Genomic DNA, 24,757 nt, shown 5'->3' with positions numbered 1-24,757 from the left:
ATCACTCCTCACAGGTCCAGTCCATCCATTGGCAGGATCGAAGTTCTCCGGCTGTTTTGACATCAACCTTGTAAACATTTTGATAAAATTTCAAAAGCCATTGCCCCATGTGGATATCTTTGAATCGTTCAGGATAGGCTGCCTTGGCCATGACCATGACGTCAATGGGATATTCAAGCCTTTTTTCGCAATTGCATGGGGTCCAGGGCAGGGCTGCCACAGATCTGTCAGCCACCGCCCTCATATCTTTCAGGTTTTGGTAATAGGGCGCTTCATACAATTCAGAAGGCGGATGATATCCCCAGGCCGTTACCAGGATAATCACATCAGGATCAAGGGTAATCAATTGCTCGGTATTGAGGATATTCCAGGCTCCCCTGCCGGGGTAGGCGTTTTTGGCATGGATAAAATTTTTGAGAAAATAGCTTTGAACGGTCTCCACGCCTTTGACATGGGCCGCACCGCCCTGGCTCCTGGCCTTGGGAGAAAGCCCCATCAAGAGCAGGCGTTTTTGATCTGAGGGGTTTATATCTGCCGTCCGTTCCCTTACCAGCTCCACACAGGATTCAAGGTAAGAGGAAAGTTGTTCCGCTTCTTTGGTTTCCTGGAAAATTTGGCCCAATAATTTTATTTCACGGCCAATGGACAAAATGTTTGGTTGTTCAAAGGTGTTTGGTCCTTTAAGAACCACCAGGGGAATGCCCAATGATTCCAGAAGGAAAATGTTTTTTTCCAGGATGTCATCCCCGGCTGAAAGAGAACAGGAGCCCGTGCGGATGATGATCAGGTCAGGATTCAGCGCTGCAATTTTCTCATAATTAATACCTGCTCCAAATTTTGATACCAGGGGGATATCCATCAGCCAGGGGTTGAGATGGGTGACTGGATTCATGCCCCGGGCATATTCATGGGTTTTACTGCCCAGGGTGGGAAAGGAATAGGACCAGATCTTGGGGATACAGGCGGACCCCATGCCCACAATTTTTTTTGCCTGGCCAAGCCTTGTCATTATCGCTTCTATCATGCCGTCACTGATGGTAACGACCCGGTTGACCTGAGTCGGGATTTCAATGGACTTGTCCCTGAAATCCTTGACCGTAAAAACATCCTTTTGCCGGGCATCACAGATGCCTGCCAATGCAAAAACAATAAATATCACTGTTGTTATATTGACGATTTTTGCAATTTTATGCATCGTTGTCCCTTCCCCCATGTTGCCATGAAATTTTCATGGCAATATGGTCAAATCCATGGACAAGACCTTGGTCGGTTTTTAAACATTTTTCTTTAAGATAGGATTCAAGAAAGGGTCTGTGCCGGGGTTCAATTTTTTCAAAGCGTTTGATATAAAATGACATTGCTGTTTCCATGGAAGAAAATACTTCATGGAAATGATTGGGAAAAACCTTGACTTCCGGGTAAATCCCCATCTGGTAAAGTACCTGGAACAAGATATCGCTCTTGGGTCCTCCATGGTATTGTTTGCCAAACAATTTGGGCCACAACTGATTGGGCATATCTTCCCAGCCCGGGGTTCCGGCATGCCAGAACAGCACAACAGATCCTTTGCACACCTGATTCATTTTCTCGATGGCAGCCCTGATATCCCGCATACCAAGGGACATGGATGCCATTACAATATCATAGGGCGGGCAAAGGTCTTTTTGGGGATCCACCTCTTCCCAGGTTTTCTTAACAGATTTAATGTTAATGATATTCTCATCTTTTATTCTCTCCTGCATGATATCATTCATCCCGAAAGAGGGTTCCACCGTGGTGACTGATTTAACAATTTCAGCCATGGGGATGGCCAGATTGCCGGGACCTGCGCCAATATCAAGGACCCTGGATTCCGGTGTCAGGGGAAGCTCCTTAAGGGTTTTTTCAACCCGTGCCTGGTGATGTTCCATATGGCGTTTTGAATAGACCGCAGCAGATTTTTTGTCATCCCAATATTCTTTACAGCTTTTTCCCGAAGCCTCATGCCAGAGGTCTATTTCATTTTTCCAGGCATCATTCCAGTCAATTCTATTGTACTCCATAGGGTGTCTCTCCTTTTTGATTTTTTTATATGAAATACTCCGCAAATAGGGGTGTATTTCAAGCTTTGTTGTGGGCAGAGCCGGATCTGAATACGGTCTGCCCGTGGCAGTTTTATATGAAACAGCAGCCTCCAAGGCAGCCTCAGCAGAGCCGCCGCCCCGATGGGCAATAGGAACCGGACAATTGAGCTGTCTACAGTTCCGGTCCGGGCCCATTGCCCATCGGGGGGGCGGCGGCATAATACCATTTGGCTCCGCGTCTACGACCCTATATTCGTTGTGGCTGGAGATTACAGCCATGTGGGTTTTATATGAAACTCCACCCAAAGTGTCAGGACGTACCGGTTATTGGAAAGTCAATAATTTGGGCACGGTGTCGATTCAAGCCTTTGGGAACAATCATTTTCATATCTTCAAGATCCCTGACCAGACATGTATTTTCATAAATTTTGTCCATGAGATCCTGGCAGAGCACCCGGTCGGGATCTCCATTTGCAATCAGGCCTGAATTTCCTAAGACCACGGTGGTATCGCAGAACCAGGCCACATGATTAGGATCATGGCTACAGGCCAGGATACTGATGCCTTGATCTGCAATTCTTCTGAGGGCTTTCCATATAATCACCTGGTTTTTAAAATCCAGGGCAGATGTGGGCTCATCAAGCAATATCAGGTCGGTATTCTGGGCCAGGGCCCTGGCTATGAGCACCATTTGCTGCTGGCCACCGGAAAGGATATCATAGGGTTCATCGGCAAGGTGGGATATGTTGATCATCTCCATGGCCTGTTCCATGAGCTTTTTATCCCGGTTTCCCGGCAGGTAAAACCGATTCAAATGGGGTGTCCTTCCCATGAGCACCATCTCTTTTACGGTAAAAGGAAAAGGGGGCTGATGGGTCTGGGGAACATAGGCCACCTGTTTTGCCATCTCCCTGGTTTTAAATTTTTTTATATCCCTGCCGTTGAACCGAACAGATCCCCGGTCCGGGCGGATAAATTTAAGACAGCATTTAAAAAGGGTGGTCTTGCCGGACCCGTTGGGACCAAAAAGTCCGCAAAGCTCTCCTTTACCCAGGTGAAAACTGATCTCGTCAAGGACTTTGGTATTATTGTACGCAAAACAGATATTGTTAACCGACAGCATATTATCCTCCAAACATTCTTTGCCCCTTGCTTCTGACCAGATAAAAAAGATAAGGGGCACCCACAAGGGATGTGATAATGCCGATGGGGATTTCGGCATTGGTCAGGGTCCTTGCAATGGTATCGCAGACAATGAGATATATTGCCCCCAACAGGGCGGAAACAGGTATCACCATGCGATGGTCCGGTTCTGTAATCATTCTTGCTGAATGGGGAATCATAAGACCCACCCAGGCGATGATGCCCACACAGGATACAGCAGCAGCTGTCATCATTGTTGCAAGGGATATCAACATGAATTTGTTTTTTTCAGGGCTCACGCCCAGGCTTCTGGCTTCTTGATCCCCCATGGACAAAATGTTGATCTTCCATCCGGAAATCCATATGATGATAAATCCGATCATGGCAATGGGAAAAAGCATGGTAACATCCCTCCAGCCAGCGTAATAAAATCCACCCATGAGCCAGAATACAATTTCCCGCAGGGCCGTGTCCTGGGCCGTGTATTTAATAATTCCAACAAGGGAACCAAAAATGGAACCGGTTATGATACCGGCCAGGACCAGTGTCACTGTAGGAGTTTTCCCCCTCACCCTGGCCATGGAATAGGTAATACCCACGGCCATGAATCCAAAGATGAACGCCAGGAGCTGGACTGACATGAAAAAAGAGGGAAAAACTATGCCCAGGGCCGCACCAAAGGCAGCGCCGGAAGAGATTCCCAGGATATAGGGCTCCACCAGGGGATTTTTAAAGCATCCCTGAAAAACAGCACCGGACGTGGAAAGGCAAACTCCCACCAGGATTGCCAGCACTGTTCTGGGGAGTCTGATATTCCAGACAATGGTATGCATAATCCGGGGAATTGATGATATCTCAGGGAAGAAACCGACATGGGAAGATATTGTTTTTACCACCATGGAAAATTCTATTTTGCAACTTCCACATTGGATACAGAAAAAGAATGTTCCTAAAAGAGATAAAAACAAGAATCCAAGCACTGCCGGTCGGTTGGTCCTTAAAAAAATTTTTTTTACCTGCATCATTTTTACCCAAATAAAAAAGGCCATAAAGGAAGGGCAGAAATTCTTCTGCCAGCCTTCATGGCCTATCATGTTATTTTAAATTTTTTTAAATCCAATTTTTACTACAGCACCCTACAGGATGCTTATTGACTGACTTTCTTAATATACCGATAATATCATGTCAACCCTAAATATGTAACCTAAAAGTTGAAAGCCTTATTTGGCCGAATATGTAAGGCACCGGGCATGCCGCTGTATCTGTCTACCGCAAACGCCTGGTAACGCAGCAAATTCGGTCAAATAAAGTTCCCGAAGGGGTCATGGCTTTTTATTTTGAATTCTTAATAATTATGGTGAGTAGCAAAAAGTTGATTTTTTATGACTTCGTATATATATTACCCCGGCCCGGCGGTCGAAGCTCCCGCCTTAAAACAAAACAGGAGGTATGGTATGAATGAAGCGCTATGGCTGGTAATGTTGCTGGTCAATTTTGGAATGATTCTTCTTTTTTTTCGTCTGTTCGGTAAAATCGGACTTTTTCTCTGGGTTCCCATTGCCTGCATTGTGGCCAATATCCAGGTGATCAAACTGGTGGATCTGTTTGGTTTTTCTGCCACACTGGGAAATATTGTGTATGCCTCTTCATTTCTGGTGACTGATATTTTATCGGAAATTTATGGTAAGAAAGAGGCGGGAAAAGCTGTAAAAGCTGGCTTTTTATCTCTTTTATCCATGACCCTTCTCATGACACTGGCATTGAAATTTGTGCCGGCCACCGACGATTTTGCCCAGTCCAGTCTTGCCACCATATTTGCCATCATGCCGCGCATTGCCGGGGCAAGTCTTATGGCTTATTTGATTTCCATGTTCCACGATGTGTGGGCCTATGATTTCTGGAGAAAACAATTTCCCCAGGATCGCATGATGTGGTTGAGGAACAATGCCAGTACCATGGTCAGCCAGCTCATGGATTCAACTGTGTTTACCCTTGTGGCCTTTGCCGGGGTGTATCCGTCAGGGGTATTGTGGCAAATTTTCTGGACCACCTATTTGCTCAAATGGGCTGTGGCTGCGGCAGATACCCCTTTTCTTTACCTGGCCAGACATTGGTACAGAAAGGGCATCATTGAATAATAGTTTTGCCACATTCAAACTTGAGTTCAATGTGTTGGGTAAAAGGCGATGGCGGTGGGCAAGCATGAAACCAAGCCGAACTTTTTGTCAACCGTCTTTTTTGAATCATAAACTCAACTTTCGGTGTTCGCATTTCGTGGTGGGGTCAGGCTTTCGTTATTGACATTATCGAGGCTTTTTTCGTTGGTAAAGGCCTTGGTCGATAACATCAATAACAAAAGCCTGACCCCGTCGGCACACTGAGCCCATCGGTACATTTAAAAATGCCGGCTTTGAAATGAAGCCCGAAAGTTGAGTCATAAATTTATAAGACAGATTCGCTGTTTTTTCCAAACTGTAAAATGATCTGACACTCTTTTTTCTATATTCACCACGGGTAGATCGTATTTTGATCCGGTTTTGCCCACAACAAAGCTTAAGATACGCCCCTGATTTGTGGCGTATTTCATATCAAAAAAAATAAAACAAAAGACACAAATTGTTGCGACATTCATCGGCATGATAGTTGCTTAAACACAGTCATGAAGGCATTTCACCATTCAAAAAAGGAGGAAGCCCATGCTGGTAAAAAAATGGATGAGTTCACCCGTCAACACCGTGGAGGCAAATGCCTCTCTTATGGATGCTGCGGATCTGTTTGAAAAAAAAGTGATTTCCATGCTTCCGGTGATGGAAAAGGGACGAATTGTGGGAATCGTCACCGACGGCGATATTAAAAAGGCGACGCCCTCCCAGGCCACCACCCTTGCCGTTTATGAACTTGGCGATTTGTTAAGAAAGGTGAAAATCACAAAGATGATGTCCTCCCCTGTGTTGTCCACCACCGAAGACTGCACTGTGGAAGAGGCGGCCCGAAAAATGCTCATGGAAAATATTTCCGGCATGCCGGTGAAGAACAATCAGGGCCATTTGACCGGAATTATAACCAAAAGCGATATTTTCAGAAGCCTTGTGTCCTTTACCGGTGCTGCCCAAAAAGGGCAGATTTTTGCCCTGAAAATAAATGACAGTCCGGGTAGTGTGAAAAATCTCATTGACATTATTCGCATGGGGGGCGGTCGCCTTTTGAGCATTTTAACCTCCTATGACGATGTTGAACAAGGCTTTAGAAAGGTGTTTGTACATGCCTTTAACTTGCCGGAAGAAAATTTTGACGGTGTGGTGTCCCAGCTTTATGATGCAGGAGAACTTTTATTTCTGGCAGATCAGACCCGAAACATTAGAAAAATATTTGGAGGATTTTATGAAAAAAATTAACAAAATAATGGTTTGTGTGGATTTGTCTGATTATTCCATTCCCGTACTGGAGTATGCTGTTGCCGTTGCCGGAAATACCAAGGCTGAAATTCATATTCTTAATATTTTGAACCAGCGGGATATCAATGCTGTTAAAATGGTCACAAGTTATTACCCTGACAAGGTGGATCTCCAAGAATATGTCAAAGAAAACACAGATGAAAGACGAAAGGCCATTAAAAAAATTCTTAAAGAGAATTTCTTTGAACAGAAATCCGACATGGTGATTCACATTGGCATGGGGGTTCCCTTTGAAGAGATCCTCAGGACCGCCAAGGAACAGAATATGGATCTCATTGTCATGGGCAACAAGGGAAAGGGCAATATTGCCAGAACACTTTTTGGCTCCCAGGCGGAAAAAGTGTTTCGCCATGCGCCCATACCTGTGCTCAGTGTCCGTAAGGGACCCCACAAGAGGGCCGAGGTTTAGATCGTTTTGCTACCTTGCGACTTTTCCGTTCCGGAAAGGTCGCGGTGCGGCATAATACCATGGTCAATATTGTTTGTTTTCATCTGCTTCCATGGCTTTGGAGTGCATCCAATGAGGCTGCAATTTAAGTGGCGTTAAATCATAAATTAACGCTCCTTGTGGGTCCAATTAAATTCCCGGTGGTGTTTTATTTGTGTTAAAATTCCATTTTTTATATGGTGACCCAGCCTGTGCCTGGTCCCAGTACTTTGATAAAAACATCAAAATGGGGGGATTCACTTCCCCCGGTTTGGTGAATTATACTCAAATTTGTGGAACATCAATGGATAAAGCAATGCAAATCACCCACAGTGGCCCTGGAAGCATCAAGCAACTCAAACAGATCATTGAAAAACATCATGCCAAAAGAATTTTTGTCGTTACCGGCAAAATTTCATTTACAAAAAGTGGTGCCTCCCGGGCGTTAAATCAATATCTTGAAGGCCGGGAAATAATCCGTTTCTCTGACTTTGAAATAAACCCCCGATTGGAAGATGCCCTTGCCGGTATCAAACTGCTGGAACAGACCAAACCTGACATGATCATTGCCATTGGTGGGGGGAGCGCCATGGATATGGGAAAACTCATTGCAACATTGTCGGCCCAGCCCCATGACGATTTTAATCACATAATTAAAACCTGTGATGTTACCTGTAAGGGTCTTCCCCTTGTGGCAATTCCCACCACTGCCGGAACCGGAAGTGAGGCCACCCATTTTGCGGTTGTATATGTCAAAGGAAAAAAGTATTCTCTGGCAGATCCAACGATGCTACCCGATTATGCCATTGTTGATGCGGATTTGACCGCCAACACTTCCTCCTACCAGGCCGCTGCAAGTGGCATGGACGCTCTGTGCCAGGCAGTGGAATCCTATTGGTCTGTTAACGCAACAGAAAAAAGTAAATTATATGCAGCTGAGGCCATTAAAATAATTTTACCTGCCATCAGGGATGCCGTGTGGAAAAAGGATAAAAAAGCCCAACAGGCAATGGCACTGGGTGCCAACATTGCCGGTAAAGCAATTAACATCAGTAAAACCACAGCTCCCCATGCACTGTCATACTCCATCACCACCCATTACGGTCTTCCACACGGTCATGCCGTGGCATTGCTTCTGGGAAATTTTTTCATCATTAATGATGCCGGGATCAAGACCCCCCGGCATGGACGCGGAAGTGCTTACATTAAAGAAACGCTTGACACACTCCATGGCCTGATGGGGTGTCATAACGCCTACTCTTGCACAAAAAAATGGTATCAACTCATGGAAGATATAGGCCTTTCTGCGGATATGTCAAAATCAGGGCTGGTATGTAAAGAAGATTTTGAATTGATTTTAAATAATGTAAACATGGAGCGACTGGGGAATCATCCGGTTTATTTCAAAAACAGTGATTTGCTTCGTATTTATTCTGGCTTCGATTGACCCAGAGCATTTCGAATTGCTTTGGCCAGTTTCACCCTGACTATGGGTTTGTAAACAATGGCTTTTACACCAATTGCAGCAGCTTTTTCGGGGGAAATATTTTTGTTATAGCCTGTGCACAAAATTATCGGTGTATCTGGTCTTGCTTTTAAAATCTTTATTGCAAGCTGATCACCGGTTAATTTTGGCATGGTCATGTCAGAGATTACCAGATCATAGTTGTCGGGTTTTAATAAAAAATGATCCAATGCTTTTAGGCTATCGGTAAATGTGGTTACAGAATACCCTAAGCGTTCCATGGTTTGTGCTCCCATTTTTGCAATTGGAGGTTCATCGTCAATGAGTAGAATCCTCTCTTTGCCTTTCAGGATTTCGTCCGGTTCAGGCAAATGTTTTTCTTTTTTATTTTTGACTATGGGAAGGTAGATCGTAAATATTGTTTTTTGGCGTGGTGTACTTGTAACGTCAATATGGCCGTTACAGGCGTTAATAATGCCATGAACCAGGGCCAGACCCATTCCTGTACCTTCTCCGGGGTCTTTGGTGGTGAAGTATGGTTCAAAAATTAAATTGATGATATCAGGGTTAATTCCTTTGCCTGTGTCAGATACTATTATTTCTATATAGTCACCCGGCATCAGTTTTTTATGTTGCATCCCGGGCCTTTCATCAATGGTTGCATTTTTGAGGCTTACATCAAGAACACCGCCATTATCCTCCATGCCGTGTGCGGCATTTGTGCAAAGATTCATAAAAACTTGATAGATCTGGGACGGGTTTCCCATAATCAGTGATTCACTGTGAATGTCTGATGTGATTTCAATGGTGGTTGGTATCGAAGACCGTATAAACTTAAGTACTTCCTTCGCAATAATGTCAATGCGGATGGGGTGTATTGCCTCTTCTGATTTTCGGGCAAATGTAAGTATTTGTTTCACTAAATCCTTGGCTCTGTTTCCAGCGGAAAGGATTTCTTTTAAATTGTCTTCAAGGAGGGTGCCCTTTTTTGTTTCTTCAATGGATAACTCTGTAAAACCTATGATGGCTGAAAGAATATTATTGAAATCATGGGCAATTCCACCGGCAAGATTGCCGATTGACTCCATTTTATACGCTTGCTGTAATTTTTCTTTTAAACGTTTTTGTTCAGTGATATCAATACCGATACTAATTTGAGTGTCATCTTGCAAATGAACATTTGACCACATGCATTCAATGGAATGGCCAAACTTTGTTTTTACTTTAAATTCCTGCCATTCATCTGTTGCTTTCTCCATATACTCTAAGGCTGTCCTGCGATAATCCGGATCTGGGTAGCATGCTTCCATCATATCTATTTTCTGAAAATCTTTATTTGTCCATCCAATTGTCGTTTTAAAGGATTTGTTTATCAGGATTAAATTGCCTTGGGGGTCACAAAGAGTTATCAATGCGGGAATGTTGTCAATAATTGCTTTGAAAATTCTTTTTTGATGGATCGTTTCTTTTTCAGCTTTCTTTAATGCGGTAATATCACGTATTGTCACCACAGAACCCACAAATAAATCGTTTTTATCCCGAATGGGCGCAAAATTATAACTGCCCATCCAGCTTTCGCCTGTATCTTTGCGTTGAATGCTGCGTTCAGCATTCATGATTGATTCACCCCGTAAAGCCCGTTGTAGCGCCCACATATCAATGGGCAGCAAGGTGCCGTTTGTCAGATGAATATCAAAAAGGTCTGGATATTCAGGTAATTTTTTAAGACACTCTTTTTTATTTTTAAACCTGTAAAATGCTGCAAAAGCCTCGTTAAATACGATGGGGCCTCCATTGATATCACTGATAAATACCGCATCGCTCATGCTTTCCAACGCTGCTTTCAGGTGTGTCTGGGTTTCTATTAAGTTTGTTTCAGCCCGTTTACGTTTTTTAATATTCATGATCAGGAAAAAAATAAATATGGCTTCAACAAGTGCAAATAGAAAAAAGGTGACAATGTAAAATTTATATTTTTCCCAAACTGTCTGGGTTTTAAATAAAATGATATTTTCATCGGGAATATTTTTTGTATCTATTCCAAATCGTTTCAGTTGTTTCCAGTCATACATATGAATGCTGGGACCCAATGATATTGGATGGACTTCATGTATATTTTTGCCGTTTAAAATTCGAATGACCATTTTGTTGACATTTTTTCCAAGCAAATCAGAGCTGCACAGGTGGCCGCCAATAATTCCATATCCCACATAGGTACTCCATATTCCATACACAGGCACACTGGAAGATTGCGAAATGGCACTTAACACATCTCTGGGGACAAATGATTTGCCTGAGGCATCTTTAAGGAGCAATAGATAGAGTACGATTGCCTGGGGGGGTAAATTACCGACTTTGGTTAAAACTTCATCCATTGGTAGGTCTGACAAGTAATGAAAATTGATTTCATCGGATAATTTCTGAAAATTTTCCTTTGCTTTGATTTCCCATGAACGTCCCACGCCTGATCTACCCGCCACCACATAAACATCCCGGGTTTCCGGTTGAATTGCCAGGGCTGCTTTTAACGTTTTTATCAGATCAATCTGGAGATTGACGCCGGTTGTTTTAAATTTCAGTTTTTTGAAATCGACCTTTTCATCAATCAAAGCGTAAACAATGGGAGTATTGTTAAAGGTTTTTTTACAATAATTCTGAATAAAATTCAACGCAGGAGACATGACTGCAATGACAATATCGGGTTTGTTGATTTTGTATCTATGATTTATTAAATCAGCCTGTTTCTTGATACTGGTTTCATCTTTGAACCTGGATTGTTCCAGATATTCTGTGAAGTATTCCACCTGGGTGTCTTCAGGCAATTGAAGATTGCGAAAATTTTGATCCAATATTTCATAGGCAGGCATGCGTGGCTGTAATGAATATAGAATTAGTATTTTCTTTTTAGTCACTGCTGTACAAGGCAAGACCGTTAAGAAAAATAGTATTAAAAATATACTCAGTAGAATTACCTTATTCTTAATCATTTTATAATACTTGCCCCCAATGTTTCAAAATATGGCGGGAAAAGTTTTTAATTTTCGGCATCCTTCATATTCTCATAAAAGTAATTTATACTTTTGAGGAAGCACTTCTGGAAAACGAAGCCCGGCTTTAGATTGCCTACCAATCAATGGGAAAGTAGTCCTTTAAAAATTTACCGCACCAGTGTTTTCCCGTGAGGATGCCATGGAAAAAGGGATCACAGATACGGGCCGCACCATCCACAATATCCAGGGGAGGCTGGAAATCGTGGCGCTCTTCCTTGAGTCTTGCCAGGGTGGCAGGATCTTCATCCGTGACCCAGCCCGTGTCCACGGCGTTTATGAAAATGCCATATTTGGCAAGGTCACTGGCGGCGGTGTGGGTGAGCATGTTAAGGGCCGCCTTGGCCATGTTGGTGTGGGGGTGACGGCTTCCTTTTTTAAATCTTAAAAATTTGCCCTCCATGGCAGATACATTGACAATGTGTTTCTGCCCTGTGTTATCAAGCTTCATGATCTCTGCCAGGCGGTTGCAAAGCACAAAGGGGGCCACGGCATTGACCAGCTGGATCTCAAGCATTTCCGATGTGGGAATCTCCCCCAGACGCAATCGCCAGGAGTTGGTTTTACGTAAATCCACCTGCTGGAGATCCGCATCCAGTTTTCCCGCCGGAAACACCTCTGGCACATCCACACAATGATCATAGGAGTAAGGGATCTGGGATAATTGGGCAGACATGCGCAATCCCACCCCCGGGGCACTGCCGTTCCAGGTAACAGGAAGTGCCTTTTCTTTACCCACATTATCGGTGTACCCGTATTCCAGTTGGGAGATGCAGGTTTCATGCTCTTTCAGGAGGGTTTGGGCCCGGGGGGGCAATTTTGAAATATCTTTGGCCTCGTTGTCCATGAGGTGGGCATAAAATCCCGGGGGTCTGCGCACGGTCTGGGCCGCATTATTAATGAGAATATCCAGACGGTGGTAGGTATCTTTGATGTAGTCGGTGAACAATTCCACACTGGGTGTGTGGCGAAGATCCAGGCCATAAATCTGCAGGCGGTGTCCCCAGTCTGAAAAATCAGGTTCCCCGGAAAATCTCAGGGCCGAATCCTTGGGAAATCGGGTGGTGGCAATGACCCTGGCTCCGGCCCTTAGCATCATCAAGGTGGCCTGGTACCCGATTTTAAGGCGAGAGCCGGTGATAAAGGCCACTTGTCCCTTTAAAGAGGCCGTCTGGAACCGTTTTTCATAATTGAACTGGGCACAGGCCGGGCACATGGTGTCATAAAAATGGTGGAGTTTTGTGAATTCTGCCTTGCATACATAGCAGTTGCGGGGAGTTTCCAGGGTTTGTTCGGACAGATGATCCTCTTTTTCTGCGTTATATGAAATTTGCATGGGGGCGGTGAATACATCGGTTTCCCTGGCTTTTCTGATGCCTGTGGCAGCCCTCAGATTTCGTTCTTTTTTTACAATGGCCAATCGTTGTTGCCGCTTTTTTTCTTTGTTTCGTTTCTTGATCTCTTTGCGGTCAGGCCGGGAGATTTTTCCGGCCGCTGTCACCAGGGCAATGCGCTCTGTTTCAGATAAATGGGACAATAGTTCTGATCGTTCCACAATCTGTTCCAAAATGGGGATGCAGCTTCGAATGGCGTTAAGGGTATCCCGGGTGTCGGTAATATCTGTGTTGACAGTTTCTGTATTGATGATGCTCACCTTTGGGGCTTTACATTGCCCATGTTTTGGGGTGGATTTCTTTTTTGGCAACGGCACTGCCCAAACTTTTACATTAGCAAGCCGAATTTTTACTCCCTATGCCACAAATTTCTCTTATTTAAAGGGGGCTTGATTATGGCTCGTTGTTTATCATAAATTGGCTTTTTTGTCCATCACGGCACAAGGTGCTCAGGGGCTTGAATTTGCGGGAATTGACAAAAACAGATTCCTTTTATAAGCTCAAATTTTTAATTTTATGGGAGCAAAAATGCACCTGGAATCAAATACAGACCTTGGTGATCTTTTGGGGAATCTGCCGGGAATGGCGTTTCGATGCCTCAACGACAAAGAGCTTACCATCATCTATGCCTCCCGGGGGTCTAAATCCCTTATCGGCTACATGCCCAAAGACCTCATTGAAAAACAGGCTTTCCGGAAAATTGTTCACCAAGATGACCAGGACCGGAATAAACAGGCCTTAAGCCGGATAACCGCCCAATCCCCCCGATATTGCCTGGTATACCGCATCCGCACCTCGGAGGGTCAGGATAAGTGGGTCAAAGAAGAAGGCATCGGTATTTTTTCCAGCACAGGAAGGGTTAAATTCATTGACGGCCTGCTCACAGATATCACAGATCAGAAAACCGTTGAGATCGCATTGCAGGAAGAAAATATAAGGCTTAAATCTTCCATGGGGCAGCGATTTCGCCTGGAGCAGCTCATTGGCAAAAGTGATGCCATGCAGGACGTTTATGATCTTATTCTCAAGCTGGCTGAAAAAGATTCTTCCGTTATCATCACCGGAGAATCCGGTACCGGTAAGGAGCTTGCGGCCCATGCCGTTCATACCCTGAGTGCCAGGAGTCAAAAACGCTTTGTGCCGGTGAACTGCGGAGCCATTCCTGAAAATCTGTTGGAAAGGGAGTTTTTCGGTCACAAACAAGGCACCTTTTCCGGGGCCACATCGGACAAACCCGGCTATCTTGAACTGGCAAAGGGGGGCACCTTGTTTCTGGATGAGGTGGGGGAAATTTCATTGAATTTTCAGACCAAACTTCTCCGGGGACTGGACGGCATCGGTTATACTCCCATTGGCGGGAAAGAACTGCGACAATCTGACTTCAGACTTATCAGCGCCACCAATCGGGATCTTTCAGACCTGGTCCGCCGGGGAAAAATGAGAGAGGACTTTTTTTATCGGATCAATGTGGTTCCCTTGACCATGCCGGCTTTAAGGGAGAGGCAGGAAGACATCCCTCTGCTCATAGATCATTTTTTAAAGGCCGATGTCAGCAGCCGGGAACCCAAGGAAATGCCAGCCTTTCTTCGGTTGCAGATGCAATCCTATTCCTGGCCCGGCAATGTGCGGGAATTGAAAAATGTTATTGACCGTTATCTCACCCTGGGAAAACTTCACCTGCCCACCGTGGTTGCCCAGGATCTGGAGATCCATTCCCTGGAAAAAAGCATTGATGGTATCCAAAGCCTGCCCCAGGCCCTGGACACCTATGAGCACCGATTAATAACAACTGCCCTTGAAAAATGTCGATGGAAAAAAGGGGAAACTGCCTCTTTGCTTGGTCTTTCCATGCGGACCCTTCAAAGAAAATTGAAAAAGCACGCAATTAAATAGGCTTCATCATTTTTTTTGTTAGAAAATAAAATTTCCAACCAAATTACGTAATATGACGCATATTACGACATCTTTGTCGCTATTCCCCCATTCTCCTTTTAATTCAGGATATTTTGGTTTTTGATCTGCACGCACACGACATTGTTGTCGTGTTTTTTCTTTTGCTCTATTAAGAATAAATATTTCTTTAAAATTATATTATTTTTTAAATTCAGTGGGTTAGAGCATAATATTTTCATTGAAAATAAATGGCATATTTTTTGGAATGAATACAGTGACAAAGCCAAAAAAACACAGCTGATAAAACACGCCCATTGATGAATGGGACGGCAGCATATCAATTAAAGTTTATTTTCAGGAGAAAAAACAATGCAGAAAAGAAATAAAAATGTGGTCATGATCATGTGTGACAGTCTTCAATGGCATTATATGGGATGTTACGGCGGCAATATAAAAACTCCCAATTTTGACAGGCTGGCCCGGGAAGGCGTGGTCCTGGACAATGTTTATTCCGAAGGACTGCCCACCATTCCGGTACGCCGGGCCCTGTTCACCGGGCGATACACCCTGCCCTACCGGGGCTGGTCCCCCCTGGAGCTGGATGATACCACCATTGCTGACATCCTCTGGCGTTATTCCACCTATTCCGCCCTGATCACGGACACCGCCGTGATGCATCTGCCCAAATATGGTTATCAGAGGGGGTTCGACTATGTTTACAACCTCAGGGGGCATGATGATGATAATCACTATTATGCTGAAGATCCCCTTTATCACCTGAAAATGGAAGACTATCACAAGCCCTCCTATCGCACCGATGAAAACGGTGAAAAAGTGGAGGAGATGTGGTCTGAATTTTCCAAAGATGAGATGAAAGGATATCTTGCCCAGCGCCAGTACTGGAAAACCGATGCTGACCAGAACGTGGCCCAGATCGCCAAACAGTCCATCCGATTTTTGGAAGAAGCAGATCGTAACAAACCCTTTTTTCTCTGGATTGATTCCTTTGATCCCCATGAGCCCTGGGATGCCCCTTCAATCTATGATGATGACCTCAAATGTCCCTATGATCCGGATTACGACGGCCAGGAGATCTGGAATCCCGTATCCACCTATGCAGACAATGTGTACACAGAACGGGAAATGGAACACATCCGGGCCTTGTATGCTGAAAAAGTGACCAATGTGGATAAATGGCTGGGCAAGGTTCTGGACAAAATCAGAACCCTGGGGCTGGAAAAGGATACCATGGTGGTTCTCATGGCTGACCATGGTGAACCCCTGGGCAATGACGAGCACGGCCATGGCATTGTTCGAAAATGTCGCCCTTGGCCCTATGAGGAGCTGGTACACGTTCCCATGATCATCAAGGCCGACGGTCTTGAGGCCGGTACCCGAAAAGATGCCCTGGTCCAGAACATTGATATCACTCCCACCATGATGGAGTGGATGAACATTCCCAAAGAAGCCTGGGCAGACATGCAGGGTAAAAGCTTATGGCCCCTGCTTAAGGGAGAGGTGGATGATATCCGGGATATGCTGATTACAGGTTTTTTTGGCCAGTCTTGGTCCATCATCACCAAGGAGTGGTCCTATATTCACTGGCTGAACACGGTGGCCCTGGAAAATTCCGAAGCCGGGGGTAAAACCATGTTTGAGGTATTTGACATTCAGGAAGGTGAGGTGTCCGAAGGGGTGGGGGACACCAGTACCATGTTTGATCGGATAAAGGCCCAGCAGGAAAACCAGTGGACTTGTGTGCCGGGCTCTCTTACCGAAGTGCCGGACAAAGATTCTCTGTTTGACCGCTCAAAAGATCCCTTTCAGCTTGAGAATATCGCAGAAAAGCATCCTGAAAAGGCAAGGGAAATGTATGACAAGCTTCGGGAGTTCATGCTGGAACTAAAAGCAGAATCCATTTATCCAGATATGGATTAAATAACTTCCGGTTATTACTTCGTCAGTCATAAGTTCTTCATCTGCCTGGTCTTGATTTTGGATATTATTTTGAAATCATTGGATTTAATTGTTTGGGAATGTTTGAGCATGCCCAATGAATTCAATGGCACATGAGAACTTATGACTTTGGGGTTATTAAAAATCATTGGGCAGAGTTTCATATAAAACGGGCATGTCCTGTCGGACACAAGAAATATAGGGTCGTAGACGCGGAGCCAAATGGCATTATACCGCCCCTCCGAGGGTAATGGTCCCGGCCCAGAACTGTAGACAGCTCAATTGGCCGGTTCCTATTACCCCTCGGAGGGGCTCTGCTGAGGCTGCCCGGAAGTTTTATTGTTAATAAAAAAATCGTTACAGATAGATCCCATCCTGTACTGAATAATAATTTCAGGATAAAATTGATTTCAAAGGAAAAAAAATGATTAAAGAGCTTACAGATACCGAGTTTGAATCTGTTGTTGCTGATGGATTGAACATCGTTCTTTTTTATAAAGATAAATGCCCCTATTGCAATGCCATGAAAAAAATCCTCACCAAGTTTTCCGGCATGCCCGCAGCCCAGGACAAGGAGATCAATTATTATCAATTAAACAGAGAAGATTGTCCTGCCACAGTTAAAACACTTAATGTGGGCCGGATTCCGTCTCTTTTTATTTTTAAAGACGGTGAAAAAATCGCTGAAAAAAGCGGGGACATCACCTATCGTCAGCTTACAAAAATAGTCAGCTGATATGGAGGACCCCATGCAAGACAATTACGATATTATTATTCTGGGAGGCGGCATTGCCGGTATGACGGCTGCCATTTATGCGGCCAGGGCCAACCTGAAAACCGTTATTCTGGAAAAAAGTGTTTGCGGCGGGTTGGTGAACACCACTTATTGCCTGGAAAATTTTCCCTCCCAACCCGGTATTGGGGGGATGGATCTCATGGAAAAGGTCCGGGATCAAGTGACGTCCATGGGTGTTGAGATCCGTGAGGTTATTGAGGTGGATGGGCTCTCCCTGGATGCTTCGCAAAAAGAGGTGAAAACCGATGAAGGGACATTGAAAGCCCCGGTGGTCATCCTTGCCACAGGACGGCGGCCCAGGCAACTGCCCCTGGACACCGATTGTGAATCCATCCACTATTGCGCCATCTGTGACGGTTCCGGCTACAAGGGCAAGCGGGTCCTTGTGGTGGGGGGCGGTAATTCGGGCATTGAAGAGTCAGACTATCTTCTCTCCCTGGGGGTGTCACACATCACCATTGTTGAACAGATGGACCGCCTCATGGCTTCGGCCCAGGCCCAGGAGGAACTGCTTAAACACAAAGGCCGGGTGGATATTTTCACCTCCACTGAAATTCAATCCCTTGATGAGGAAAATGATCGCTTAAAAGGGGTTACTCTCCGGCACAGGGATACGGGAGAAATCACGTCATTTCCCATGGACGGTATTTTTGTCTACATGGGCCATGAAACCCAGGTGGAGCTGTTCCAGGATCAGCTTCCCCTGAACAGCCACGGGTATATCAATGTGGCGCCGGATATGGGCACAGGCCTTGCCGGTGTGTATGCTGCCGGAGACATTGTAAATAAAAAATATTACCAGATCACCACTGCCATGAACGATGCAACAGTGGCAGCACTGAGCGCTGCTGAATACTTGCGACAGTCGGTGCGATAAAAAAGGAAAAAAAGATGTCACCTACACAGACCTTAGATTTAGACCCCACAGATCAAGCAAATGCCGACAAAGGCGGCTTTTCAAAAATTCTTGGCAATTATGATCCCATGATTTTTTTTGTCACCGGTGCAGTTACGCTGTTTGCGGTGATTTATGGATTTGTTGCCCCCCAAAGCTTTGATGCCGGTCTTTCCGCCATGCAGTCCTGGATTACCTCACGCTTTTCCTGGTTTTTCATTCTTTCCGTGGCCCTGTATCTTGGAATCATCATGGTCATAGCCTTTAGCAAATATGGCAATTTAAAACTGGGCAAAGAAACCGATACACCGGAATTCAGTTACATTTCCTGGATTGCCATGTTATTTTCCTGCGGGGTGGGGGTGGGATATGCCTTCTGGGCCGTGGGTGAGCCCATCATGCACTATTTTAATACCCCCTATCTGGCAGAATCAGCCACCCCGGCAGCCCGCCCCATTGCCATACAAATCGGGGTCATGCACTGGGGAATCCATGCCTGGGGTATTTTTGCCCTGGTGGGACTGGCCATTGCTTTTCCTGCCTATCGCATGGGCAAACCCATGAATGTTTCCATCTCCCTTTACGGTCTGTTTGGGGATAAGATCACCAACAGTTTCTTGGGCAGAGTGATTGAAATCCTGGCCGCTTTTGCCACCATTGCCGGGGTGAGCACGGCCCTTGGCCTTGGCATCATGAGTACCAATGCCGGAATTGAGCATATTTTCGGAAGCCCCCTTGGCACCACGGGCCAGCTTATTTTCATGGCTGTCCTCATCGGGCTTTACATTCTGTCTGCGGTTTCCGGCATTGACAAGGGCATCAAGAATCTCTCCACCATCAACATTGCCATTGCCTTTTGCTGGGGAGCCTTTATCCTTTTTTCCGGCCCCACAAAAGAATTGCTCAGCCTCACGGTGCAGACAGCGGGTTCCTATATCACCAACTTTGTGTTTGCCACCTTCTGGACCGATGCCAATGGTACCAAAGGCCAGTGGCTGGAATGGTGGACCGTGTTTTACTGGATCTGGTGGATCTCCTGGGGTCCCTTTTGCGGCGGGTTTGTGGCCCGGATCTCCAAGGGCAGAACCATCAGAGAGTTCATCATCGGGGTGTGCCTGGTGCCTTCCATTGTGGCCATAGTCTGGTTTTCCATTGTGGGCGGAGCGGCCCAGTCTGCCCAGATTGCCGGTGCTGCGGATATTGCTGCGGCCCTTAAAGCAGACATGGGGTCCGGAATCTACGTATTGCTTTCCACTTATCCCATGGGATCTTTCATGGCCATTGTGGTTTTTTTAAATCTTATCATTTTTCTGGTGACCTCTGCCGATTCAGCCTCGTTTTTTGTGGCCATGCAGATGTCTGGAGGAGAGACCGAGCCCAATACTCCCATGAAGCTGATCTGGGGAATCTTCATCGGATCGCTGGCCCTGGTACTTCTGGCATCAGGGGGACTTGCAGCATTGCAAAAGGCCTCCATTATCGCAGGAGCACCCTTTGCCATCATCACCTTTATGATGGCAGCCTCTTTGTTTAAAATGCTTCACAAGGCCTGTGAAGACCAATAAACTTCGTGGTAACTACTTTTTCATTATTGGTCGTGGCCGGTGCTTACAGCCATGTATGTTATATAAAAACATAAAAATTGGGGAAAATATAATGCCCTTGAACAATACACTGGAAGTTATTTCTAAAGATCAATTTGACAAAATTCACAATGCCTCCCTTAAAATTTTAAAGGAAACCGGTATTAAATTCCATTGCCCGGAAGCCCTTGAGATGTTCAAAAAAAATGGGGCCAAAGTGGATGGCGAGACCGTATTTATCACGGAAAAAATGGTCACTGATGCCCTGGCCACCTGTCCTTCCACCTTTGAATGGACCGCCAGAAACCCCAAACACAGCGTCACTGTGGGGGAGGGCTTTCTGGTCCAACCCAATGTGGGACCGGTGTTTATCCAGGACATGGAAAACGGCAGACGAAAAGCCACCCTGGAAGATTATGCCAATGTCATTAAAATATGCCAGGCCGGAAAATATGTTCATTTAAACGGTACCATTCCCGTGGACCCCTCTGACGTGGATTCTGAAGCCAAGCATCTCCACATGATGTACGAAATTCTGAAAAATACAGATAAACCCATCATCGGGTTCTGTTTTGAAGGGGACAAGGTGCGGCAGAATTTTGATATGATCAACCTGGCCTTTGGCGGAGCTGATTTCCTTGAAGATCACCATTGTCTCGGGGTGCTTGTCAACCCCCTGACGCCCCTGGGATTTGCATCGGAAACCGTGGAAACCATCATGGCGTACGCCAAACGCAATCAGGTCACCCTGCTGGCTCCCTGCATCATGGCGGGCATTTCCGGGCCCATCAGTTTATTAGGCACGGCAGTGCTTCAGAATACAGAACTTCTGGCCGGGATTGTTCTCACCCAGATGACCCGCCCCGGGGCCCCCATTGTGTATGCCACAGCCTCCACCACCGGCCATATGCAAACCGGCGCCTTTGCCGCCGGCACCCCCGAGGCCATGCTCATTAACACCCCCAATATCCAGATGGGCAATGAGTATTACAACCTGCCCACCCGGACCATGTGCGGAATCACCCATTCCAAGGAACTTGACTGCCAGGCCGGGTATGAAACCATGATGAGCCTTCTGATGGGTGTGTTAAGCGGTGCCAACATCGGTGTGCAATGCCTGGGAACCCTGGATGCCCTCATGACCCTGTCCTATGAGAAAATGATCATTGATCAGGAGATCATCTCCAGATGTCTGAGAATTAAACAGGGAATCAATACCACAGATGAGGATTTGGCTGTGAAAGCCATCCAGGAAATCGGCCACGGCGGCACCTATCTCATGCACCCGTCCACATTTAAAGAGTGCAGAAATATGTGGAGCCCGGATATCTCAGACTGGAATGCCCATGATGCCTGGGAGGCGGCCGGAAAAGAGGATCTGGTGACAAGGGCCAATAAAACCTTTAAAGAGGTGCTGGCAAAGGCCCCGGAAACACTGCTTGATCCAGATGTTGACACTGCGCTGAAGGATTATATTAACAAGGTAGGCCTGTAACCATGACCCACTTGATCCGTGTTCTGGATCTGGACCCCGGACGGTTGATGATCCTGGAAAGCCGGGTGAAAAAAGCCGTCCGCCAATCTGGAATTAAAGCCCGCATATCAATGGTGTCCGATAATCTTGCCATTACCCGTCAGGGGCTCCTGGACAGCGTTCCCGTGCTTGAAATCAACGGCTCCATTGTGAGCCGGGCAACCCCGCTTTTGCCCGATGATCTTCTTGCCCTGTTCAAGGCATTGGCATAATACCATTTCCTATATTTGTGGTGTCCGCCGGGACATGCCGGTTATATATATTTACATTCCTACCTACTATGGTTTAAACTACAGACACTCTTCATAAAAGTTTCTCCCGTTAGAACTTTGGCGGTTCATTATGGAGAGACTTTTTAAAGAGTGCCTCGCAAAAAAATAAATTTTTGTGGACTCCCCAGGCAAAGCCGGGGACTAACGTTAAGCCAGTAAGACCCATTTCGTCCCCACTGAACCGGAAATTCGGAAAGGGGGCGCCTTGGCGAAAAGTTGAGAGGAAAAATAAAATGAGGATGGATTGCCGGCATCCGGTGCATGTGAAGGGAAAAATCATTGGTGGCCCAGACACATTGATCTGCCTGCCCCTGGTGGCAACGGACCGGACGGATTTACTGCTCCAGGCCCAAAAGCTTATGCCCCTTGAGCCAGATCTTCTGGAGTGGCGTGTTGATGCCCTGAACACTGTGGAAGACGGCAAAGAGGTGATGACAACCCTTTCACATCTGCGCAATGTCATGGAAGAGGTCCCTTTAATATTCACCTGCCGCATTGATGTTGAGGGGGGAATGGGTCTCATTTCCCGGCATCGTGACGCACGACTGGATATCATTTGCCGGGCCATGGAAACGGGGCTGGTTGATATTGTGGACATTGAACTTTGCAATGATGAAACCTTTATTAAAACCATTCGCCATGGGGCAGACAAAAACGGTGTTAAATTGATATTGTCCTCCCATGATTTTGAAAAAACTCCGGATGAAAGCGTGATCCTCAATCGTCTGGGCCGGGCCCAGGATCTGGGGGCGGACATTGCCAAACTTGCGGCCATGCCCACCGGTTACCAGGATGTCCTTTTATTGTTAAGTGCCACTTTAAAGGCCAGAACAGATTTTCTTAAAATTCCCATGATCACCATATCCATGGAAAAAATGGGCCTTATCAGTCGCCTTGCCGGGGGGCTTTTTGGCTCTGATGTGACCTTTGCCATGGGTGACAGCGCCTCTGCACCGGGGCAGATTCCCATTCAGGATCTGCGACGGGCCATGGGCGTTTTGTCTCCTAAGGGGGAAGATGCTTGATTTTAGAGGCTATTTTGCCTTAAGTGGGTAACTAAAAACAGGGAGGATATTGCCAGATGGCAACAACAGCCAGAATTATGCTGGTGGACGATGAAGGTATTGCCCTCAAGCGATTGAGGCGAATCTTGGAAAAACAGGGATATCTTGTCTCCTCTTATACCCATCCTGCAGGGGCTCTCAAGCGCATGAAAAATACCCCCTATGATCTTGTTGTCACAGACATGAAAATGCCCGGCATGGATGGGATGGAATTGATGATTGCCATCAAGACCCGTTTTCCTGCCATAGATGTAATTCTCATGACCGGCTATGCCTCCATTGACAATGCCATTGAAGCCACCCGGGAAGGGGCCTTCCACTACCTGCAAAAGCCCTTTACACCGGAACAGTTTCTGGAAGTTGTGGAAAATGCCCTTAACCGTCAGAGACTCAGAACCCAGGCCGCCCAGGTAAAAGATGACACCGAATGCAGTCTCTCGCCCCCTGTGATCATCGGGAACAGCCCAAAAATCAGGGACATTCAGACATTGATTCATCAAATTGCCCCCACAGACTGCAGTGTCTTGATCTCCGGGGACTCGGGTACGGGAAAGGAGCTGGTGGCCAGAAGTATCCATCTTACAAGCACACGTTCCCGGGGGCCCTTTGTGGCGGTGAACTGTGGCGCCTTTACTGAAACCCTTCTGGCCAGTGAGCTGTTCGGGCATGAAAAAGGGGCCTTCACCGGCGCCGTGAAAACCCGGGCAGGACTTCTGGAAACGGCGAACATGGGCACTGTCTTTTTGGATGAAATTGGTGAAATGCCCCACTCCATGCAGGTGCAACTCTTGCGGGTACTCCAGGAAGGGGAGCTTGTTCGGGTGGGGGGAACCAGGGCCATTCCCGTTGATATCCGGGTGCTCTCGGCCACGGCCAAAGATCTAAAAGATGAGGTGGGGAGTGGTGGATTTCGAAAAGACATGTATTACCGCATCAATGTGGTCAACATTCACCTTCCGGCCCTGCACAAACGCAGTGAAGATATCCCTTTGCTGGCCTATCATATCCTGGATTGTCTGAACCGGAAGGGCTTAAAACAGATACGGGCCATCTCTTCCCGGGCCATGTCCCTCTTAAAGGGATATGCCTTTCCCGGAAATGTCCGTGAACTTGAAAATATTCTGGAACGGGCCGTTGCCATCAGTCAATCCAACGAAATCAGGGCCTGTGATCTTCCGGCAGACCTTGAAGCGCTTGAACTTCATACCTATCAAAGACCTGAGAAAGATATGATGACCCTGGCTGAGCTGGAAAGGGATTATATTGCCCACCTTTTAAATATCAACCATAATGCAAAAACACGAACCGCCCAGATCCTGGGTATTGATCGTGCCTCCCTGTGGCGTAAGATTAAAAAATTTGGTTTGGAATCATGATTTTTTGTTAAACAAGGGCTGATGAGCCCTTTGTTGATTATTAAAACATCCATGTTCGCTTTTGCAACATACCCTTCCCCTTTAATTCTTTTGAACATTTTGCCTTTTTCCCTTCCAAAGGTTGCATTCTGCAACATTCTTTTCTGAAATCGAAGTGCTTAAAATTCAATATTATTTATACCTATATTTTTTTATCTTTAAATTCAATTGGTTACAATCTTGTTTTCGTCTGTTTTTGCCCTGGCACATAATTTGTAATCTATCCCGGCAGGAGGTAAGCCGGGATGAATTCAGATTTGTTGGTAATTGTTGAAAATGAGCAAATTTTTTCTGATACGGTGCATTAAATAAGGGCAGGGCAGCCCAGAAATCCGCCCCAAATGAACAATAAAAT

19 protein-coding genes are annotated in these 24,757 nt (G+C 46.0%); 13 read left to right on the top strand and 6 right to left on the bottom strand.

The genetic code is table 11. The features are described 5' to 3' along the window. Window position 1: 1 nt before the first annotated feature. The 4 genes from B9A32_RS15970 to B9A32_RS15955 form a co-directional block, all read right to left on the bottom strand. A complete protein-coding gene (locus B9A32_RS15970) occupies window positions 2–1,195 on the bottom strand; it encodes an ABC transporter substrate-binding protein (RefSeq protein ID WP_139795854.1) in 1,194 nt (397 codons plus the stop codon). Next, a complete protein-coding gene (locus B9A32_RS15965) occupies window positions 1,188–2,042 on the bottom strand; it encodes a class I SAM-dependent methyltransferase (RefSeq protein ID WP_170923868.1) in 855 nt (284 codons plus the stop codon). The genes B9A32_RS15970 and B9A32_RS15965 overlap by 8 nt, the downstream gene beginning before the upstream one ends. Window positions 2,043–2,373: 331 nt before the next feature. After that, window positions 2,374–3,186 (bottom strand): ABC transporter ATP-binding protein, encoded by an 813-nt coding sequence (locus B9A32_RS15960; RefSeq protein ID WP_084070730.1) that lies wholly within the window; start codon window positions 3,184–3,186, stop codon window positions 2,374–2,376. A 1-nt stretch (window position 3,187) separates the two neighbouring features. Continuing rightward, window positions 3,188–4,228, bottom strand: coding sequence for a FecCD family ABC transporter permease (locus tag B9A32_RS15955; protein ID WP_269749037.1), 1,041 nt, complete (start codon window positions 4,226–4,228; stop codon window positions 3,188–3,190). A gap of 432 nt (window positions 4,229–4,660) precedes the next feature. On the opposite strand from B9A32_RS15955, the gene B9A32_RS15950 reads away from it, so the two are divergent. From B9A32_RS15950 to B9A32_RS15935, 4 genes are all read left to right on the top strand, one after another. Next, window positions 4,661–5,344: a queuosine precursor transporter gene (locus B9A32_RS15950; RefSeq protein WP_084070729.1), complete on the top strand. Its 684-nt coding sequence runs from the start codon at window positions 4,661–4,663 to the stop codon at window positions 5,342–5,344. Window positions 5,345–5,902: 558 nt separating this feature from the next. Continuing rightward, a complete protein-coding gene (locus B9A32_RS15945; RefSeq protein ID WP_084070728.1) occupies window positions 5,903–6,601 on the top strand; it encodes a CBS and ACT domain-containing protein in 699 nt (232 codons plus the stop codon). Next, window positions 6,588–7,070: a universal stress protein gene (locus B9A32_RS15940; protein WP_084070727.1), complete on the top strand. Its 483-nt coding sequence runs from the start codon at window positions 6,588–6,590 to the stop codon at window positions 7,068–7,070. Before B9A32_RS15945 ends, B9A32_RS15940 begins: the two co-directional genes overlap by 14 nt. 322 nt (window positions 7,071–7,392) lie before the next feature. Then, entirely contained in the window at window positions 7,393–8,535 is a 1,143-nt protein-coding gene (locus B9A32_RS15935) for a phosphonoacetaldehyde reductase (protein ID WP_170923867.1), read from the top strand. Here the strand turns inward: B9A32_RS15935 and B9A32_RS15930 are convergent. Then, window positions 8,517–11,540: a hybrid sensor histidine kinase/response regulator gene (locus B9A32_RS15930; protein ID WP_084070725.1), complete on the bottom strand. Its 3,024-nt coding sequence runs from the start codon at window positions 11,538–11,540 to the stop codon at window positions 8,517–8,519. The genes B9A32_RS15935 and B9A32_RS15930 overlap by 19 nt on opposite strands. Before the next feature lie 136 nt (window positions 11,541–11,676). Continuing rightward, a complete protein-coding gene (locus B9A32_RS15925; protein WP_084070784.1) occupies window positions 11,677–13,254 on the bottom strand; it encodes an SDR family NAD(P)-dependent oxidoreductase in 1,578 nt (525 codons plus the stop codon). Window positions 13,255–13,522: 268 nt separating this feature from the next. On the opposite strand from B9A32_RS15925, the gene B9A32_RS15920 reads away from it, so the two are divergent. From B9A32_RS15920 to B9A32_RS15880, 9 genes are all read left to right on the top strand, one after another. Next, on the top strand, window positions 13,523–14,887 hold the full coding sequence (locus B9A32_RS15920) for a sigma-54 interaction domain-containing protein (RefSeq protein WP_170923866.1): 1,365 nt from the start codon (window positions 13,523–13,525) through the stop codon (window positions 14,885–14,887). Window positions 14,888–15,256: 369 nt separating this feature from the next. Further along, window positions 15,257–16,825 (top strand): sulfatase family protein, encoded by a 1,569-nt coding sequence (locus tag B9A32_RS15915; RefSeq protein WP_084070723.1) that lies wholly within the window; start codon window positions 15,257–15,259, stop codon window positions 16,823–16,825. A 442-nt stretch (window positions 16,826–17,267) separates the two neighbouring features. Further along, on the top strand, window positions 17,268–17,579 hold the full coding sequence (locus B9A32_RS15910) for a thioredoxin family protein (RefSeq protein WP_084070722.1): 312 nt from the start codon (window positions 17,268–17,270) through the stop codon (window positions 17,577–17,579). A gap of 13 nt (window positions 17,580–17,592) precedes the next feature. After that, entirely contained in the window at window positions 17,593–18,516 is a 924-nt protein-coding gene (locus B9A32_RS15905; RefSeq protein ID WP_084070721.1) for an NAD(P)/FAD-dependent oxidoreductase, read from the top strand. A gap of 14 nt (window positions 18,517–18,530) precedes the next feature. Beyond that, entirely contained in the window at window positions 18,531–20,099 is a 1,569-nt protein-coding gene (locus B9A32_RS15900) for a BCCT family transporter (protein WP_084070720.1), read from the top strand. A 91-nt stretch (window positions 20,100–20,190) separates the two neighbouring features. After that, window positions 20,191–21,612, top strand: coding sequence for a trimethylamine methyltransferase family protein (locus B9A32_RS15895; protein ID WP_084070781.1), 1,422 nt, complete (start codon window positions 20,191–20,193; stop codon window positions 21,610–21,612). A gap of 2 nt (window positions 21,613–21,614) precedes the next feature. Beyond that, a complete protein-coding gene (locus B9A32_RS15890; protein WP_084070719.1) occupies window positions 21,615–21,863 on the top strand; it encodes a thioredoxin domain-containing protein in 249 nt (82 codons plus the stop codon). A gap of 293 nt (window positions 21,864–22,156) precedes the next feature. Continuing rightward, on the top strand, window positions 22,157–22,948 hold the full coding sequence (aroD, locus tag B9A32_RS15885; protein ID WP_084070718.1) for a type I 3-dehydroquinate dehydratase: 792 nt from the start codon (window positions 22,157–22,159) through the stop codon (window positions 22,946–22,948). Between the two features lie 56 nt (window positions 22,949–23,004). Next, complete coding sequence (locus tag B9A32_RS15880; RefSeq protein WP_084070717.1) at window positions 23,005–24,363, top strand: sigma-54-dependent transcriptional regulator; 1,359 nt, start codon at window positions 23,005–23,007, stop codon at window positions 24,361–24,363. Window positions 24,364–24,757 lie beyond the last annotated feature (394 nt).

Source organism: Desulfocicer vacuolatum DSM 3385 (assembly GCF_900176365.1).
Classification (GTDB): Bacteria; Desulfobacterota; Desulfobacteria; order Desulfobacterales; family Desulfobacteraceae; genus Desulfocicer; species Desulfocicer vacuolatum.
This window is presented reverse-complemented; position numbering and strand designations above follow the sequence as displayed.